Origin of the sequence: Devosia epidermidihirudinis, from assembly GCF_000971295.1 — a bacterium.
GTDB classification, from domain to species: Bacteria; Pseudomonadota; Alphaproteobacteria; order Rhizobiales; family Devosiaceae; genus Devosia; species Devosia epidermidihirudinis.
Genome location: NZ_LANJ01000004.1, coordinates 222,534 through 239,001, shown reverse-complemented (window position 1 = coordinate 239,001; position 16,468 = coordinate 222,534). Strand labels below are relative to the sequence as shown.

Here is a 16,468-nt window from a genome sequence, read left to right as displayed (position 1 = left end):
AAATCCAGAATACCGTCCATCAATTGATCTGATGGGCCTAGCTCTACCGGATCAAATATCCGCATCCTGCGGCGTATACGCAGGAAGATTTCAGAAATTCCACGAGGAGATGGAACGACGATGAAAACCGCTCAGACCTTTAAAGCGGCCGCAGTGGCCGTGGCACTATTGGGTGCAACAGCACTGACGATGCCGACTTTTGCTGCCAGTGTTCCAGAGGGGACGACCCTGGCTGCCGAGCAGGTCTTCAAGTATCGCGTGCTGGACAATATCAATACGCTCGACCCACAACTGGTTGAAGACGTTGATACTTCCGCGGTTGTGCGTTCGCTGTTTGAAGGCCTCTACAACAGCGGTGCAGATGGCAATCCCGTTCCCGGCGTGGCCGAGAGCTATGAAGTCAATGCCGACAACACCGTCTACACGTTCCACCTGCGTGACGCGAAGTGGTCCAATGGCGACCCGGTCACCGCCGGCGACTTCGTTTATGCCTGGCAGCGTGCCGTAAACCCTGAAACCGCTTCGAACTATGCCTACTTCGTTGGCCTGGTTGGCGTGGTCAATGCCGATGCCATCGTGGCTGGCGAAAAGCCGGTCGAAGAGCTTGGTGTCAAGGCAATCGACGACAAGACGCTGGAAGTGAATCTGGCCTTCTCGAGCCCATGGTTCATCCGCACCCTGTCGCACGCAACGCTCTACCCATCGCCAAAGGCTGTCATCGAAGCCAAGGGCATCGAGTGGACCAAGCCAGAAAATATCGTCGGCAACGGCGCCTACACGCTGGCTGAAAACACCCCCGGCGAACGCGTCATCGTTAAGCGCAATCCGAACTACTGGGATGATGCGCACACCGTTCTGAACGAAGTTCAGTTCCTGACCATCAATGACGAAAACCAGGGCCTGACCCGCTGGCGCGCTGGCGAAGTCGACCAGACCGACGTACCTGCTGGCCAGTATCCAGCTCTGAAGGCCGAACTGCCTGACGAAACCTTCTCGGTGCCGCAGTTCTGCACGTACTACTTCGACGTCAACATGACCGACAAGCAGTCCAACGAGGCCCTCAAGGACGTTCGCGTTCGTGAAGCACTCAACCTGTCGATCGACCGTGACGTGATCGTCAATGGCATCCTGCAGGGCGGCCAGCAGCCAGCCTATTCCTTCGCGCATCCGCTGACCGCCGGCTATATCATGCCGCAGATCCCGGCAGCCTCGATGACGCAGGATGAACGCGATGCCCGCGCCGAAGAGCTGATCGCCGAAGCCGGCTATGGCAAGGACAACCCGCTGACCATCAACTACATCTACAACACCTCGGACGCGCACAAGAAGATCGCAACCGTGGTCGGCCAGATGTGGAAGGAAAAGCTGGGCGTGACGCTCAATCTGCAAGACATGGAATTCCAGACCCTGATCGATACCCGTCACGAAAAGAACTTCGAACTGGCACGTGACGCATGGTGCGGCGACTATAACGAAGCCTCGACCTTCCTGTCGTTGCTTGACTCCAACTCCGACCAGAACAACTCGGGCTATTCGAACGCCCAGGTCGACGGTTGGCTCGCCGAAGCCAAGACTTCGGAAGACCCGAACGTGCAATACGCTGAAGTCGAGACGCAGACTGCCAAGGACGTAGCGATCATGCCGATCTACTACTACGCCAAGGTCTTTATGCAGAACGAGAGCGTCAAGGGCTGGCCCTATGATGACGTGGAACAGAACTGGTATGCCAAGGACCTCTACAAGGTCGCTGAATAAGGCATCAGAGACGGCGCCCTGCCCCTAGTGGCAGGGCGCCGCCCGCCCGCTGCGCTATGGCGCGGGCAGCACGGACATCCCCTATGATCCAATTCATTCTCAGACGATTGGCGGTCGCCATCCCGACGCTGCTCGTACTCATCGTCGTTTCCTTCATGCTTATGAAGATGGCGCCCGGAAACCCGTTCGCCGGCGAAAAGAACGTGCCGCAGGCCGTGCTTGACAATATTTTCGCGCGCTATGGGCTCGATAAGCCCGAATGGCAGCAGCTGCTTGAATACGTCTACAATGTCGTGTTCCGCTTCGACTTTGGGCCCTCGTTCCAGTATCGCGACCGCACGGTCAACGACATCATCGCGCAGGGCTTCCCGGTGACCTTCACCTATGGCGCCTGGGCCTTTGTGCTGGCGGCGCTGATCGGGGTGAGCCTGGGTATTGTCGCCGCCGTGCGCCAGAACAGCTGGGCAGATTATTTCGCGGTTGGCGTCACCATCGGGGCGCAGGTCGTGCCGAATTTCGTCATGGCGCCATTGCTGGTGCTGGTATTCACGCTGTGGCTGCGCTGGTTGCCCGGTGGCGGCTGGAACGGCGGCCACTGGAGCAATGTGATCTTGCCCGTGATTGCGCTGTCGACCAGCTACATGGCCAACATCGCCCGCATTACGCGCTCTTCGATGCTCGAAGTGCTGAGTTCAAACTATATCCGCACCGCGCGGGCCAAGGGGCTGCCGAGCCGACAGGTGATTTTTGAGCATGCCCTTCGTCCGGCCTTGCTGCCTGTCGTGTCCTATCTCGGCCCTGTCTTTGTGGGCATGGTCACCGGTTCTGTGGTGATCGATCTCTACTTCTCCACCGGCGGCATCGGACAGGCCTTCGTCAATAGCGCGCTCAACCGCGACTATTCCACCATTCTGGGCATTACGGTGCTGCTGGGCGCGCTGACCATCGCCGCCAACCTCATCGTCGATATCCTCTATGCGTGGATCGACCCCAAAATTCAGTTGTAGGGCCAGGGCAATGCTTGCAGATACCCGTATCGACGGCGTCGCCAAGGCCGAAGCGATCACTCCGACAAAGGGACGATCGCTGTGGCGGGACGCCGGCTATCGTTTCGTTCGCAACCGGGCCGCGCTGGTGAGCCTGTTCGTGCTGCTGGGCGTTGTGGTTTTCACCATTGTCGGTCCATTTTTCGCCCGCTGGTCGATCGAAAAAATCGACTGGAGCGTGGTCGGCAATGTGCTGTCCAAGGGCTATCCGTCGGTTGAAACCGGCCACTTTTTCGGCACGGACGAAGTCGGCCGCGATCTCTATTCGCGCGTCATCCAGGGCACGCAGGTGTCTCTGATGGTGGGCATTATCGGCGCGGGCATCGCGGTGATTGTGGGGACCATCTATGGCGCGGTGGCCGGCTATTTCGGTGGCCGGATTGACAGCCTGATGATGCGCTTCGTCGATATCCTCTATTCCATCCCCTATATGTTCATCCTGATCCTGCTGCTGATCATCTTCGGCCGCTCCTTCGTGATGCTGTTTGTCGGGGTGGGGCTGATTTCCTGGCTGGGCATGGCGCGCGTGGTGCGCGGGCAGACATTGACGCTCAAGAACCGCGAATTCGTCGAGGCGGCCATTGCGACTGGCGCCAAGCCGCTGACGGTGATTTTCCGCCACATCGTGCCCAACCTGCTCGGTATCGTGGTGGTCTATGCGACCCTACTGGTGCCCGAAATGATCCTGCTGGAATCTTTCATTTCGTTCCTGGGCCTTGGTGTTCAGGAGCCCAACACCTCGCTGGGCGCGCTGATCAGCGAAGGCTCGCGCACCATGCAATATGGCACGATCTGGCAACTGATTTTCCCGCTGGTGTTCTTTGTCACCATCCTCTTCACCTTCTTTTTCGTGGGTGATGGTTTGCGTGACGCACTCGACCCAAAGGATCGCTGATGGCACAAGTATTGACCGTCAAGGATTTGTCGGTGCGCTTTGCGCTGCACGAGTCCGAAGTCACCGCTGTCGATGGACTGAATTTTGCCCTCGAGGCCGGTGAAACCCTGGCTGTGGTTGGCGAAAGCGGCTCAGGCAAGAGCCAGGCCTTCATGGCGCTGATGGGCCTGTTGGCCAAGAACGGCAGCGTGAGCGGGCAGGCTCTGCTCGGCGATGTCGATCTGCTCAACCTGAGCAAGACCGCGCTCAACGAGTATCGTGGCCGCGACGTGGCGATGATCTTTCAGGACCCGATGACCTCGCTCAATCCGGCGTTGCGCATCAAGCAGCAGCTGGCCGAAGTTCTGGTGCGTCACAAGGGGCAGGACGCCAAGGAGGCCGAGCGCAACTCCATCGCCATGCTGGAGCGCGTGGGCATTCCTGAGCCCGCCAAGCGGGCCAATGCCTATCCGCACCAGATGAGCGGTGGCATGCGCCAACGCGTCATGATCGCCATGGCGCTGTTGTGCCAGCCCAAGATCCTGATTGCCGACGAGCCGACCACGGCGCTCGACGTGACGGTGCAGGCGCAGATGCTGGACCTGTTCAAGTCGCTGACCGATGACTTCGGCACCGCGCTGGTGCTGATCACGCACGATCTGGGCGTGGTGGCGGGCGTGGCTGACCGCATGATGGTGATGTATGGCGGGCGCTCGGTGGAAAAAGGGACAGTCGATGACCTGTTCTATGATCCGCGCCATCCCTATACGCTGGGCCTGCTGCATTCGACGCCGCATATTGCCAAGCGCGCCGCCCGGCTCGACCCCATCCAGGGGCTGCCGCCTAGCCTTGAACATCTGCCCAAGGGCTGCTCGTTCAATCCCCGCTGCGCGTTCGCCTTTGACCGCTGCATTGCCGAGCGGCCGCCGCTGACCGAAGCCGGTCCGGGCCGTCAAAAGGCCTGTTTCTACGAAGGCCCGATGGCCTATGGAAAGGTTGCTTGATGCACCAGACCACGACAACTCTGCTTGAGATCAAGGATCTCAAAAAGACCTTCGCGATTTCGGGCGGGGCTTTTTCCAAGCCGCTGACGCTGACCGCGCTTGCCGATATCAACTTCTCGATCCGTAAGGGCGAGACGCTGGGTATTGTGGGCGAGAGCGGGTGTGGCAAGTCCACGCTGGGGCGGTGCATCCTGCAATTGCTGCGCCCCGATGAGGGGCAAGTGCTGTGGCTGGGGCAGGACCTGACCAAGCTGCCGGCCGAGGAAATGCGCAAGCGACGGCAGGATTTGCAGATCATCTTCCAGGATCCGTTGGCGTCGCTCAACCCGCGCATGACGGTGGGCGAGATCATCGCCGATCCACTGCGCTCGCTGCGGCCGGAACTGAACAAGGATGAGCGCCGCGCGCGTGTGCTCAAGATCATGGAAGCGGTGGGGCTGTTGCCCGAGATGATCAATCGCTATCCGCACGAGTTTTCGGGCGGACAGGCGCAGCGCATCGGCATTGCCCGCGCGTTGATCACCGAGCCCAAGCTGATTGTGTGCGATGAGCCGGTCTCGGCGCTGGACGTGTCGATCCAGGCGCAGATCCTCAATCTTTTGGCCGAGCTCAAGGACGAGTTCGGGCTGACGCTGATTTTCATCAGCCACAATCTGAGCGTGGTTCGCCACGTGTCCGATCGCATTCTGGTGCTCTATCTCGGACGTATCGTGGAGCTGGCGACGGGCGACGAGATCTATGACGATCCCAAGCACCCCTATACGCGGGCGCTGTTGACGGCGGTGCCGATACCGGACCCCAAGCTGGCACGACAACGCAATATCGATGCGCTACGGGGCGAGATTCCGTCGCCGATCAATCCGCCATCGGGCTGTACCTTCCGCACGCGCTGCCGCTTTGCCAAGTCGTTCTGCGCCGAGACTCGGCCGCCGCTTGAAACGCTGGACAATGGGCGCCTTGTTGCGTGCCATCGCTGGCGCGAGATCGAGGTGCCAGAAGAGGCTGTACTCGGGCACTGAGGGGGCTGCCTGGCCTTTGCCGAAACTGCGTTTTAATGCCGGGGGAGGGACACGCGGGGCGGCGTTTTGCGCCAGTTGCTTGCTGGCTGGGGATAATTGCTGTCGAAATATCTGTTGTTATTTCAAAGCGTTAACCTGTCTGTGTTGAGCTGGCCTTGCCTATCTGGGGAATTCGTCACGCAAGGGGCAATTCCTGTGTCTGTTGCGTTGACAGGCCAAGCCATTTTCCATATGTATGCCCCCAAGTTTCCGGGCGCCTTGGCGCCTTCTTTGTTTGACTTGAGGATAGACCATGAAAGTCCGTAACTCGCTGAAGGCGCTGATGACTCGCCACCGCGCGAACAAGCTCGTCCGCCGTCGCGGCCGGGTCTACATCATCAACAAGGTAGACAAGCGCTTCAAAGCCCGCCAGGGCTAAGCGTCTGCCATAGACCAAGTTTCAAAGCCCGCGAAAGCGGGCTTTGTGCTGTCTGGGGGCAGGCATACGAAAAAGGCGGACCGTTGGGCCCGCCTTTTTTGTTGGTCAGTGTGCCAGCGCCCCGCCTGGCGCAAAGGCGAGGGCCGCAAAGCGCTCGCCCATCAGGCGATGGGTGTCGCCGTCGGGATGGAGCCGGTCCGGCAGGGGCAGGGCGGCGCTATCAACCTCGCCGTAGAGGTCGCGGCCATCGAGATAGTGGATATTGGAATCGGTCGCGGCGCGCTGGGTGACGATCTTGCTCAGGGTGTCGCGAATGACATTGAGCGTCAGCTTGCCCATGGCAATTTCAGCTGGGTCACCCGAGGCCTTGAACGACAGCTTGCCATCGACGAAGTCCGGCGCTGTGGGGCCGGGCGTGTCTTCGTGGATCGGGCAATAGATCGGCGACATCAGTAGAATCGGCGTGGTCTTGTGGCCCTCGCGAATGGTGTCGAGAAAGCCGTGCACGGCAGGGCCGAAGGCGCGCAGGCGCATGGCGTCGGTATTGACGACATTGATACCCAGCTTGATCGAGATGAGATCGGCCCTGGCATCGCGAATGGTGCGCGCGACGAAGGGGTCGACGATTGCACTGCCGCCAAAGCCCAGATTGATCAGCGAGACGCCTGCCGCGGTGGCGGCGACGGCTGGCCAGGTGCCGGTGGGATGGGTGGCGTTGGAGCCATGGCTGATCGAGCTGCCGTGGTGTAGCCAGACGGGTGCGCCGTTGGTGCCGATGGGCTCGACGGGGGCATTGGTACGCAGATCCACCAGTTCCGTGGTCTCGTCGTGCGGCAGCCAGATCTCGATGGTCTTGTCGCCTGCGGGGAGGCCCTCAAAGGACAGCACGCCGGGTGCACCGCGTTCATGCGTGGCGGAGCCGGTGGACATGTTGATGGTGAGGCTGTCACCGCCGCTGACGCTGCCCTGACGCGCCAGTTGCCCATCAATCAGCAAGTCGTAGACCCCATCGGGACGTGGCGGCATGCCGACATAGATGCGCTTGGTGGGGATGGTTTCGAGTTCGATGGCGGTTGCCGTGGTGCGGAATGCGAGGCGCATGCCGGAGGGCTGGCCTTCGACCATCAGCAATTGTGGGTCGGGCCACTGGGCGCGTGCGGCGGCGGGCAGGCGATGAGGCCTAGTGCCGCGATCGGTCTGTTCGAGCTCGATGGCGCCCAGCAATAGGGCGTGATTGATCGCGGTGGAAATCCACCGTTGGGAAGTCGTCATGGTCCAAATCCTTGGATTGAAATTGTGTCGGTAGCGGCGCGTCAGGCTGTGTCGGGTGCGCGCGGCCAGGTTTGTAGAACGGCGTCGATGGCATCGAGGCTGCGGAGCCACGAGGCCACAGGTTCGGGCGCGCTGTGGCTGAAGCCTCCGCCCAGCTCCAATGTCGTGAAGCCCAGAAAGAAGCTGCCAAGCAGACGCACGGCGTGGGTCTCGTCCAGCGCGCTGAGGCCGTAGTCGCGCAGGACCGCTCGCATCATACGGGCGATCTTGGCGCCGCCGCTTGCCGCTGCCGCCGCATCATCGAGCTGATAGCGGGAGGCGGCAAAGAGACCGGGATGGGCGATGGCGAAGTCGCGATGGACATTGGCCAGCGCCACCAGTGCGTCCTTGCCGGAGCGGCCTGCAACGGCCTCTGAGGCCTTGTCGGCGAGATCGTCGAGGGCGAGCAGGGCAATGCGTGTCTTGAGGTCGTGCGTGTTCTTGACGTGGGAGTAGAGGCTGGCGACTTGCACATCGAACAGGCGTGCGAGGGCGGAGGCCGTGACGGCTTCAAACCCGGCTTCGTCTGCCAATTGTGCGCCGGCTGAAACCAGCCGTTCTGTCGTCAATCCCGCGCGTGCCATCGGACATGCTCCTTTAATGCGTTAGGTTTTTACCTAAAGCATTTAGGTTTGTCAAATTGGCAGCGTTGAGGGGGTTACGTGGCTGACGGCCTGCATTGGGAGAGGATGGTATCGACGACGAGAGCGAGGGGCGCTGTGGCGTCGATGCTGATGGCGTTGCTTGGGATATCGGCCTTGGTGGCATGCAGCTGCATAATCAGGTCGCGCTCGGCTGGATTGCCGCCGAATTCGTCTGCGGGGCGGAGTGCGAGGCGACGCTCCAAGGTTTCCCTGTCCACGTCGAGGACGAAGACAGTGTCAAACAGGTCGACGAAGTCCGGGAAATTGCGGGCGCCGCCGCAGAAAAAGGTGATGGGGGCGTGGTCGTCGGCCAGATGGGCCTTGAGCTTGTCGATGTCCCAGATGTGATGCTCGTGGACCCAGGCGATGGGGTCGGGGACGCCTGCCGGGATCGGACCGGGCAGCGGCAGGCCGGTCAGTGGATCGCCGCGATAGGCTAGTTCCCGGTCGCCATGGACGACGTGATAACCGCGCCTCTGCAGCTCTTCGGCGATTGTGGTTTTGCCGGTGCCGGAGACGCCTTCGATCAAAACGTTTTGGATGCCCATGGCCTGCCCCTCATGAAAAAGGCCCGCACATGGCGGGCCTTTTGTATTGGTGTCGCGTTGGCTGCTTAGCTGGAGCCAGCGCCGTCCTGACGGACGAAGGCGATGCGCAACATGTTGGTTGCACCAGGCGTGCCCAGCGGGATACCAGCGGTGATGGCGATGCGATCGCCGGGGCGGGCAAAGCCTTCCTGATAGGCGATGACGCAGGCGCGATCGACCATGTCTTCCAGCGACACGGCATCTTCGGTCTGCACGCAGTGAACACCCCAGACCACCGACATGCGGCGGATGGTGCGCTGGTTGGGCGAGAGCACGATGATGGGCTTGGATGGCCGTTCGCGGGCAGCGCGAATGCCGGTCGAGCCCGATGCGGTGTAGGTGACGATGGCAGCCAGATCGAGCGTTTCGGCAACCTGACGGGTCGCCGCCGAAATGGCGTCGGCCGCGGTGGCTTCGGGTTCGGTCTGGGCAGCGCGAATGATGCCGCGATAGTTGGCATCGCTCTCAACAGCCACGGCCACCTTGTTCATGGTCGCAACAGCTTCGACTGGATACTGGCCGGAGGCCGATTCAGCCGAGAGCATGATGGCATCTGCGCCTTCGAACACGGCAATCGACACGTCCGAGACTTCGGCGCGGGTCGGCACGGGCGAGGTGATCATCGATTCCAGCATCTGGGTGGCGACGACCACTGGCTTGCCGTAGCGGCGAGCCATGCGGATCATGCGCTTCTGCAGACCGGGAACGGTTTCGAGCGGCAGCTCGACGCCGAGATCACCACGCGCAACCATGATGGCGTCGCACAGCTTGATGATTTCTTCGAGGCGATCGATGGCCTGTGGCTTTTCGATCTTAGCCATGACGCCAGCGCGACCCTGAACGATCTTGCGGACGTCGATGATGTCTTCTGGACGCTGCACGAAGGAGAGCGCGATCCAGTCGGCTTCGGCCTTGAGGCCTTCGAGCAGATCGGCGTGATCTTTTTCGGTCAGTGCGCCGGTTGGCAGCAGCGTGTCAGGCAGAGAGACGCCCTTCTTGTCGCTGAGCTTGCCGCCATAGATGACTTCGGTTTCGATCGAGCCATTGCCAACCTTGGTGGCCTTGAGAGCCAGCTTGCCATCGTCGAGCAGCAGACGGTCGCCGACCGAAACGCTTTCGATGATTTCAGGGTGGGGCAGGTAGACGCGCTCGGAGTTACCGTTGTCGTCCTTGTTGCTGTCCAGCGTGAACTTCTGGCCCGCGACCAGATTGATCGAGCCTTCAGCAAACTTCCACACGCGCAGCTTGGGACCCTGAAGGTCGACCAGGATGCCGAGGGGGTGGTTGAGCTTCTTCTCGACGGCGCGGATGCGCGCGACGGTCTGGTGCAGCAGCTCGTGGCTGGCATGGCTCATGTTGATGCGGAAAACGTCGGCACCAGCGCGAGCCAGTTCTTCGATCATCTTCTCATCGTGGCTTGCTGGCCCGAGGGTGGCGAGGATCTTTACCCGTCTCATGCGTCTCATTGCGTGTCCGTGCCTTCGCTCGTTGAGGAGTCGTCCAGCGGTGCGTCAATAGTCACATCGTCGGGGTCGACTAGAAATGTAGGGTCTTCTAGGTCTTCGCTCGCATCAGGCCCGACAACGGCAGGGCCGTCGGCGTTTTCGGTCAGCTGCAAGGTCCAGTCTGTGCGGTTCTGGGTATCGATTTCAAAGAAGCCGGTGCGCTCATAGCCCCGGGCGAGGCAATCCTCAACCCCGAATATGGTGAAGGTTTCGTCACGGGTGCACATAAACACTGTGCCATCCCATGCGCCACCACCGACATCATCTGCTGCAAAGATGTAATAAAAACGACGCTCGAGCGTTCCCTGGTAGAGAACTCGGCAATCGCCGGGTGGTGCTTGCCACCAACCCTCGCTCATCCAGCCGCGGTCGGCGCGATAGCCGAGGGCCACGGACACCGGATTTCCGGTTTCATTACAAATGCGGAGATCTGCCTTTGCCGGAGTGGCAAAGAACGCAAGGCTGGCGCCGATTGCGCCAATCAGGGTCAGGCCGAGACGGGAAGCGTGCAAAAGCGTGCCGGAATTCATAGGAAAATGGTGCCTTCTTTGAGCCCATGGTGACGCATAGGTCAATGGCTAATGGCGGGTTTTGGCCGAATTGCGGGTATGAGAGCCTCCCGCATGTGGATTGGACTACAAAAGGGTTGAACCCCGGGCTGCGCTGATGTTGAACATGCCAGCAAACCAAGAGTGCCAACCCTGGCTGTAGGCAGCACTTGCTCCGGACCATCATTCTGCGTTTGGAAAAAGCAGGCTGCTATCGCTGCCGACATCAAGAAAATTTGCGCCGCAGCCAACGGCAATGGTTCTTAGGAACCCCTAAATTTTCTCACCTTATGTATTCGAGCCAGTTGGTCTGAGACGCCGCCTCAAACACCTGTCTCACGATTTTTAACGGAGAGCCTGATGGCTGAAGAGATCACTGGCGACAACGTCGCTGCCGACGAGCTGCGCGCCTTCATCGAGCGTATCGAGCGTATGGAAGAAGAGAAGGCGGCGATCGCTGCTGACATCAAAGAGATTTTCGCCGAGGCCAAGGGCCGGGGCTATGACACCAAGGTGATCCGCCAGATCGTGCGCATTCGCAAGCAGGACGCAAACGAGCGCGCCGAGCATGAGGCCATTCTGGACCTCTACATGCAAGCAATGGGCATGCAGTAAATCTGCCGGTAAAACGCCTGTTTCAACTGGCTTTTTAAACCCTCGTCGGCCTCGCGCTGATGAGGGTTTTTCTATTTTTGTCCGGCGCTGACCTTGGCCTGTGGTTGTCGCAGGGAAGGGGATGTCTTGACAGGTGCCGGCTCAGAGCATAACTGACTGACCGTCAGTCATATTGGATGTTACATGCCAGCGCGTCGTACAGTGAGTTCGGACAGGGGCGGCGATCTCCTCGCCAGTGCAGCGCGGTTGTTTCGCGAGAAAGGTGTCCGCGCGGTCTCTGTCGATGACATCGTTCAGGGTGCCGGCGTCGCCAAGGGGACCTTCTACCTCTATTTCAAGACCAAGGATGATCTGCTGGCAAAGCTCGCAGAGGCCGTGGTGCAGCAGATGGCGCAGGCGGCGACTGATGCAAGCCATGCCGAGGGTGGTCCCATCGAGCGCTTCGTTGCAGCAGTGCTGGCTATGCAGAGTGTGGACCGTAGCCAGCAATATCTCGTGGACGCGTTGAACCACCCTGAAAACACCGCACTGCACGATCTGACCAATGTGGCGTTGGTGCGCCAAGTGGCGCCTATCCTGGCGGCGATTGTCGAGCAGGGAAGGGACGATGGCACATTTGACGTGGAAGACGCTCAGGCCACCATCGAGTTTCTGCTCGCGGGACAAGCCGCGCTACTTGGCGGCGGACATTTCAACTGGTCGCTCGGGGAACATGCCAGGCGGTTGCGGGCGACGATCATCATCATCGAGCGCTCATTGGGTGTCGCCGCGGGACGTCTCGTCGAGCAGTTTGCTGCCGCGGGATTGGGCGGCGTTGGCGCGGCGTGATCGCGTTGGCCGGATGGAGCATCGCACCGATCCCCTGCAGACGGAATTTCTATCTTGGCCAATACCTGGCCACTAACTACCAACCCGAAGAGGTCATCTCATGAGTACGGTCATCATCGAAAAATATGTTGATGGCATCTGCGTGGAGGAATTGCGCCTCCCCGCTGCGCCACTGCGGTTTCTGGCAGGGCTGCTGCCGGCCAAGGCCCGTCGCGAATTGCGGCGGCATGGGTTGGACCTCGAAGAACTGTTGCATGACGCCGCGCCTGCCTCGCGTGCTCAATGGATGGACATTGAAGAAAAGCAGGTCGCCAAGCGCATCCGGATCACGCGCGGGGACTGAGCTGAGCCCAAGGGCCGCCGACAACTGCGCCCTAAGTCGCGAGGTGCTCCGGCGCGCCCTGTACCAGTTGGACTTCAGGCGACTGGACCAGATTGAGATAGCGCTCAAACTGGGCCAGCACGTCGGCGATTAACTGATCCCGGCTCATGCCCATCACGTCGTAGCCTCTGCTGCCATTGGAGAAATAGGTGCGCGCTTCGAAACGCATTTCGGGCTTGCCGGCGACAAGCGGCGACAGCACGGCCAAGGGGTGACTGGTGAGGGCGACGCCATAGACAAAGTCGCGGATGCCCTCGGAGGCGGAGCGCAGCAGGATTGCGCCATTGTCGCCATCTTCGAGCACTGCAGGGCGTCCGCGCGCCGAAAGCTCTTTGGCGACCTGATCGAGGGCCGGACGGACCTGGGTGGTGATAAATGACTGCACCTCGGCCTCTTTGGGTGCGCGCAGCATCAGCCCGAGGCGGCGCTGCCAGGTGACCCCGGCTGCAGGATATGCAGGGGAGGCGACGGCAGAGGATTGATTGGCCTTTTGCTGGGCAACATCCGCGCGCATCCCAGCCAGAAGCGACCACAGTAGGGCGAGGATGACCACGACGAAGGGCAGGGCGCTGGCAATCGTCACCGATTGGAGTGCGCCGAGCCCACCGGCAAGCAGCAGCACCGCAGCGACAACGCCGGAGAACGCACACCAGAATACGCGCTGCAACGTGGTGGTTTCGGTTTCGCCGCCCGCCGCGATGGAATCAACGACCATCGAGCCCGAGTCGGCCGAGGTCACAAAGAATATGGACACCAGCAGGATAGCGAGGGTTGAGGTGATTGCCGGGAAGGGCAGGTAGGTGAAGAACTCGAACAAGCCGACCGAGAGGTCATTGGCGATGGCGGTGCCCAGAGCTCCCGCAGCGACGCCATTGTCGATTGCAATGGCGGTGTTGCCGAAGACCGTCATCCACAGGAAGGTAAAACCTGCGGGAATGAACAGCACGGCCGTGATGAACTCGCGCACTGTGCGGCCGCGCGAGATGCGGGCGATGAACATGCCGACGAAGGGCGACCAGGAAATCCACCACGCCCAACAGAATAGTGTCCACGCGTCGATCCATGGCGTTGGGCTATAGGCATAGATGTTGAACGTGCGCAGCACGAGGCTGTCGAGATAGAGCCCCAGGTTCTGCACGAAGTCGCGCATCAGCTCGGTTGTCGGCCCCACCAGCAGGACAAACACCATCAGCAGGATGGCGACCATGAGGTTGAGTTCGGACAGGATGCGAACGCCCTTGTCGAGCCCGGTCAGCACCGAGATTGTCGCCAGCCCTGTGACGAAGGCGATGATCAACAACTGAACATAGGGCGCGACGGGCACGCCCAGCACGAAGTTCAGACCTGCGTTGATCTGGGTGACGCCGGCGCCCATGGAGGTCGCCAGACCGAAAATCGTGCCGACGATGGCAAAGATATCGACCGCGTGGCCAATGGGTCCATTGATACGTTCTTTGAGCAGGGGGTAGAGTCCCGAGCGAATGGTCAGGGGCAGATTGTAGCGATAACCGAAATAGGCCAGCGACAATCCCACCACCGCGTACACGGCCCAGGCGTGAATACCCCAGTGAAAGAACGTTACCGACATGGCCTCGCGGACCGCTGCCACGGAACGTGGATCGGCCGTCGGTGGGGCCATGTAATGGGTGATCGGCTCACCCACGCCATAGAACATCAACCCGATGCCCATACCGGCGGCAAACAGCATGGCTATCCAAGACAGGAAGCTGAAATCGGGCGTTGAATCGTCCGGGCCGAGTTTGAGATCGCCATATCGGCTGAAGCAGAGCAGCAGCATGGCGGCCAGCACGATGCCCACGGCAAGCAGATAGAGCCAACCAAAGCTGGTGAGGATATGGGCCTGGAGTTGGCCAAAAATCGTTTGCGCCTGATCCGGAAAAAAGATCCCGACCGCTAGAAACAGCCCAATGACAATCAATGATCCAAAGAACACTGGTGGGTTGATGACAAATGGTTTGATCATGACGTAGCCCCCGACGCAAAAAGACCGGCGGCGCTCCGAGCGCGCAAACCGATCTCTTTGAGTAAGTCGATTAGGGCCGTAAGGTTCCCGTTCGTGGGTGATGCGGCAGACCACAGGGCCCGCCGCAAAACCGCCTGCGGAGCGTCAGGTTTATCGTTTTAGCGCGCTGCCCAGTTCATCCCACGGCGCAGGATGGTGCGCATTTGCGGAACTTCGAACTCGGAGGCCACGTGGCCGAGGGCGGAGTAGAAAACACGTCCCTTGCCGTGTTTGCGCTTCCAGGCCACCGGCATCACGACGCCGTCGATCCAATAGGCGTGGTCGCCCTTGAACGTGGTTGTTGCCAGCACTTCATTGCTGGGGTCGACATGCATGTAATATTGCTCGGAGCGGTAGGGGAAGCTCTCGATCCCTTCCATGATCGGGTCGTCGGAGCGCGTGATATCGACGCGATAATCGATGATGTTGCCGGGGTGTGCCACCCATTGGCCGCCGACCATGAACTGGTAGTCCACCGCGTCGCGGAAAGCATCGCCCATGCCGCCGTGATAGCCGGCCAGACCGACACCGCCTTCGACGGCGGCGGTGAGGTTGGACAGTTCTTCCTTTTCGATCTTGCTCATCGTGAAAATCGGCACAATCAGGCTGAGATCGCGCACGGACGGATCAGCAAAGGCTTCGGTGGTGTTCTCGACATAGACCTTGAAGCCGTCTTCCTCCAGCATGTCGCGGATGATGGCCGAACACTGTTCCGGCTCATGGCCGCTCCAGCCGCCCCATACAATCAGTGCTTCCCGCATAATATCTCCTCAGATGCAGTTGCATCGCCACAGGTGGCGAGTGTGGAATTAGGCCAGCTTGCCGCCGACCAGAGATGTGGAGAGCGCTTCGGGGCGCTCGGCCTTGGTGGTGATGTCAACCGCATGACCCGTGCGTGACGAGGTGTCGAAGGCCTCCATGACTTCCAGAACGTGCAGCGCCAGATCGCCATTGCAGCGGTGCAGCCGGTTGGCCAGCACGGCATGGGCCATGTCGGCCAGGCCAATGGAGCGGAAATTGCCGTCCCAATAGGGCTGGTCGGTCGCGACATCTTCCCATTCGCCGCCCGTTTTGAGCAGCTGCACGTCACCGCCAAAATTGTTGGGATCGGGGACGATCAGGCTGCCTTCAGTGCCGTAGATTTCCAGCGGCACATGTTTGTGGCCAGCCACGTCAAAGCTCATGGTGATCTGCACCACGGCGCCATTGGCAAATACCAGCGTGCCCGATACGTGGGTTGCGACATGGACCGGGATCACTTCACCCGCGCGTTCCTTGGCGGTGATGGTGCGGGTGTCGCGGAGACGCGTGCTGACGCCGAGCACCTTGGAGATCGGGCCGAGCAGGTTGACCAGATCGGTGATGTAATAGGGACCCATGTCGAGCATCGGGCCGCCGCCGGCTTCATAATAGAATGCCGGATTGGGGTGCCAGCGCTCGTGACCCGGGCACATGAAATAGGCTGTACCGCCAACGGCCTGGCCCAGCACGCCGCTGTCGATCACCTGCCGCGCGGTTTGATGGGCGCCGCCGAGGAAAGTGTCGGGCGCCGAGCCGACGCGCAGCCCTTTGGCGCGCGCCGCCTCAACCAGCTTCTTGCCCTCGGCAAAGACGATGCCGAGCGGCTTTTCCGAATAGACGTGCTTGCCCGCTGCGATGGCGCGCAGGCCCACCTCAACATGCGCCTTTGGGATGGTGAGGTTGAGGATGATGTCGATCGATGGATCGGTGAACAGCGCGTCGAGCTCAACGGCCCTGAGACCGAATTCGTCGGCGCGCGCCTTGGCCGCAGCTGGGTTCATATCGGCGACGGCACGAATGTCGAGCACCGGGAAATTCTGCGCCGCCTTGAGATAGGCGGCCGAGATATTGCCCAGTCCGACAATGCCAATACCCACCTTGTCCATGT

At 60.6% G+C, this 16,468-nt stretch carries 17 protein-coding genes; 9 read left to right on the top strand and 8 right to left on the bottom strand.

What is annotated here, in order from left to right:
* Positions 1-120 precede the first annotated feature (120 nt).
* From WH87_RS02420 to ykgO, 6 genes are all read left to right on the top strand, one after another.
* Positions 121-1,755: a peptide ABC transporter substrate-binding protein gene (locus tag WH87_RS02420; protein ID WP_046139980.1), complete on the top strand. Its 1,635-nt coding sequence runs from the start codon at positions 121-123 to the stop codon at positions 1,753-1,755.
* An 83-nt stretch (positions 1,756-1,838) separates the two neighbouring features.
* The gene (gene oppB / locus WH87_RS02415; RefSeq protein ID WP_046139981.1) at positions 1,839-2,762 is read left to right on the top strand and encodes an oligopeptide ABC transporter permease OppB; all 924 of its coding nucleotides are present in this window, start codon (positions 1,839-1,841) and stop codon (positions 2,760-2,762) included.
* A gap of 10 nt (positions 2,763-2,772) precedes the next feature.
* Positions 2,773-3,696, top strand: a complete 924-nt coding sequence (locus tag WH87_RS02410; protein WP_046139982.1) for an ABC transporter permease subunit — start codon at positions 2,773-2,775, stop codon at positions 3,694-3,696.
* Entirely contained in the window at positions 3,696-4,679 is a 984-nt protein-coding gene (locus tag WH87_RS02405) for an ABC transporter ATP-binding protein (RefSeq protein WP_046139983.1), read from the top strand. Before WH87_RS02410 ends, WH87_RS02405 begins: the two co-directional genes overlap by 1 nt.
* A complete protein-coding gene (locus WH87_RS02400; RefSeq protein ID WP_046139984.1) occupies positions 4,679-5,698 on the top strand; it encodes an ABC transporter ATP-binding protein in 1,020 nt (339 codons plus the stop codon). Before WH87_RS02405 ends, WH87_RS02400 begins: the two co-directional genes overlap by 1 nt.
* A 292-nt stretch (positions 5,699-5,990) precedes the next feature.
* Positions 5,991-6,116, top strand: coding sequence for a type B 50S ribosomal protein L36 (gene ykgO, locus WH87_RS02395; RefSeq protein ID WP_046139985.1), 126 nt, complete (start codon positions 5,991-5,993; stop codon positions 6,114-6,116).
* Positions 6,117-6,221: 105 nt separating this feature from the next.
* Here the strand turns inward: ykgO and WH87_RS02390 are convergent, their stop codons facing one another.
* The 5 genes from WH87_RS02390 to WH87_RS02370 all read right to left on the bottom strand — a co-directional run bounded on the left by WH87_RS02390 (position 6,222) and on the right by WH87_RS02370 (position 10,693).
* Positions 6,222-7,388: a GDSL-type esterase/lipase family protein gene (locus tag WH87_RS02390; protein ID WP_046139986.1), complete on the bottom strand. Its 1,167-nt coding sequence runs from the start codon at positions 7,386-7,388 to the stop codon at positions 6,222-6,224.
* A 41-nt stretch (positions 7,389-7,429) separates the two neighbouring features.
* Positions 7,430-8,011 (bottom strand): TetR/AcrR family transcriptional regulator, encoded by a 582-nt coding sequence (locus WH87_RS02385; RefSeq protein ID WP_046139987.1) that lies wholly within the window; start codon positions 8,009-8,011, stop codon positions 7,430-7,432.
* Positions 8,012-8,085: 74 nt separating this feature from the next.
* A complete protein-coding gene (locus WH87_RS02380; protein WP_046139988.1) occupies positions 8,086-8,619 on the bottom strand; it encodes an AAA family ATPase in 534 nt (177 codons plus the stop codon).
* A 65-nt stretch (positions 8,620-8,684) separates the two neighbouring features.
* Positions 8,685-10,124, bottom strand: coding sequence for a pyruvate kinase (gene pyk / locus WH87_RS02375; protein WP_046139989.1), 1,440 nt, complete (start codon positions 10,122-10,124; stop codon positions 8,685-8,687).
* Complete coding sequence (locus tag WH87_RS02370) at positions 10,121-10,693, bottom strand: DUF1036 domain-containing protein (RefSeq protein WP_082092448.1); 573 nt, start codon at positions 10,691-10,693, stop codon at positions 10,121-10,123. Before WH87_RS02370 ends, pyk begins: the two co-directional genes overlap by 4 nt.
* A 375-nt stretch (positions 10,694-11,068) precedes the next feature.
* Between WH87_RS02370 and WH87_RS02365 the strand changes: the two genes are divergently transcribed.
* The 3 genes from WH87_RS02365 (at position 11,069) to WH87_RS02355 (ending at position 12,497) form a co-directional block, all read left to right on the top strand.
* Positions 11,069-11,326: a DUF2312 domain-containing protein gene (locus tag WH87_RS02365; RefSeq protein ID WP_197410709.1), complete on the top strand. Its 258-nt coding sequence runs from the start codon at positions 11,069-11,071 to the stop codon at positions 11,324-11,326.
* A 183-nt stretch (positions 11,327-11,509) separates the two neighbouring features.
* Positions 11,510-12,154, top strand: coding sequence for a TetR/AcrR family transcriptional regulator (locus WH87_RS18735; protein WP_082092447.1), 645 nt, complete (start codon positions 11,510-11,512; stop codon positions 12,152-12,154).
* Between the two features lie 100 nt (positions 12,155-12,254).
* Entirely contained in the window at positions 12,255-12,497 is a 243-nt protein-coding gene (locus WH87_RS02355) for a hypothetical protein (protein ID WP_046139991.1), read from the top strand.
* 31 nt (positions 12,498-12,528) lie between these two features.
* On the opposite strand, the gene WH87_RS02350 is transcribed toward WH87_RS02355, so the two are convergent.
* The 3 genes from WH87_RS02350 to WH87_RS02340 form a co-directional block, all read right to left on the bottom strand.
* The gene (locus WH87_RS02350) at positions 12,529-14,520 is read right to left on the bottom strand and encodes a BCCT family transporter (protein WP_046139992.1); all 1,992 of its coding nucleotides are present in this window, start codon (positions 14,518-14,520) and stop codon (positions 12,529-12,531) included.
* 158 nt (positions 14,521-14,678) lie between these two features.
* Positions 14,679-15,320 (bottom strand): ThuA domain-containing protein, encoded by a 642-nt coding sequence (locus WH87_RS02345; RefSeq protein ID WP_046139993.1) that lies wholly within the window; start codon positions 15,318-15,320, stop codon positions 14,679-14,681.
* 48 nt (positions 15,321-15,368) lie between these two features.
* On the bottom strand, positions 15,369-16,466 hold the full coding sequence (locus tag WH87_RS02340; protein WP_046139994.1) for a Gfo/Idh/MocA family protein: 1,098 nt from the start codon (positions 16,464-16,466) through the stop codon (positions 15,369-15,371).
* Positions 16,467-16,468: the final 2 nt, after the last annotated feature.

Excerpts from the sequence above, each read along its gene's own strand:
- WH87_RS02410 (WP_046139982.1), top strand. The coding sequence starts at position 2,773 with ATGCTTGCAGATACCCGTATCGACGGCGTCGCCAAGGCCGAAGCGATC.
- WH87_RS02385 (WP_046139987.1), bottom strand. The coding sequence starts at position 8,011 with ATGGCACGCGCGGGATTGACGACAGAACGGCTGGTTTCAGCCGGCGCA.
- WH87_RS02340 (WP_046139994.1), bottom strand. The coding sequence starts at position 16,466 with ATGGACAAGGTGGGTATTGGCATTGTCGGACTGGGCAATATCTCGGCC.
- WH87_RS02390 (WP_046139986.1), bottom strand. The coding sequence starts at position 7,388 with ATGACGACTTCCCAACGGTGGATTTCCACCGCGATCAATCACGCCCTA.
- oppB (WP_046139981.1), top strand. The coding sequence starts at position 1,839 with ATGATCCAATTCATTCTCAGACGATTGGCGGTCGCCATCCCGACGCTG.
- WH87_RS02380 (WP_046139988.1), bottom strand. The coding sequence starts at position 8,619 with ATGGGCATCCAAAACGTTTTGATCGAAGGCGTCTCCGGCACCGGCAAA.
- WH87_RS02370 (WP_082092448.1), bottom strand. The coding sequence starts at position 10,693 with ATGAATTCCGGCACGCTTTTGCACGCTTCCCGTCTCGGCCTGACCCTG.
- WH87_RS02420 (WP_046139980.1), top strand. The coding sequence starts at position 121 with ATGAAAACCGCTCAGACCTTTAAAGCGGCCGCAGTGGCCGTGGCACTA.
- WH87_RS18735 (WP_082092447.1), top strand. The coding sequence starts at position 11,510 with ATGCCAGCGCGTCGTACAGTGAGTTCGGACAGGGGCGGCGATCTCCTC.
- WH87_RS02405 (WP_046139983.1), top strand. The coding sequence starts at position 3,696 with ATGGCACAAGTATTGACCGTCAAGGATTTGTCGGTGCGCTTTGCGCTG.
- WH87_RS02400 (WP_046139984.1), top strand. The coding sequence starts at position 4,679 with ATGCACCAGACCACGACAACTCTGCTTGAGATCAAGGATCTCAAAAAG.
- WH87_RS02355 (WP_046139991.1), top strand. The coding sequence starts at position 12,255 with ATGAGTACGGTCATCATCGAAAAATATGTTGATGGCATCTGCGTGGAG.
- WH87_RS02350 (WP_046139992.1), bottom strand. The coding sequence starts at position 14,520 with ATGATCAAACCATTTGTCATCAACCCACCAGTGTTCTTTGGATCATTG.
- pyk (WP_046139989.1), bottom strand. The coding sequence starts at position 10,124 with ATGAGACGCATGAGACGGGTAAAGATCCTCGCCACCCTCGGGCCAGCA.
- ykgO (WP_046139985.1), top strand. The coding sequence starts at position 5,991 with ATGAAAGTCCGTAACTCGCTGAAGGCGCTGATGACTCGCCACCGCGCG.
- WH87_RS02345 (WP_046139993.1), bottom strand. The coding sequence starts at position 15,320 with ATGCGGGAAGCACTGATTGTATGGGGCGGCTGGAGCGGCCATGAGCCG.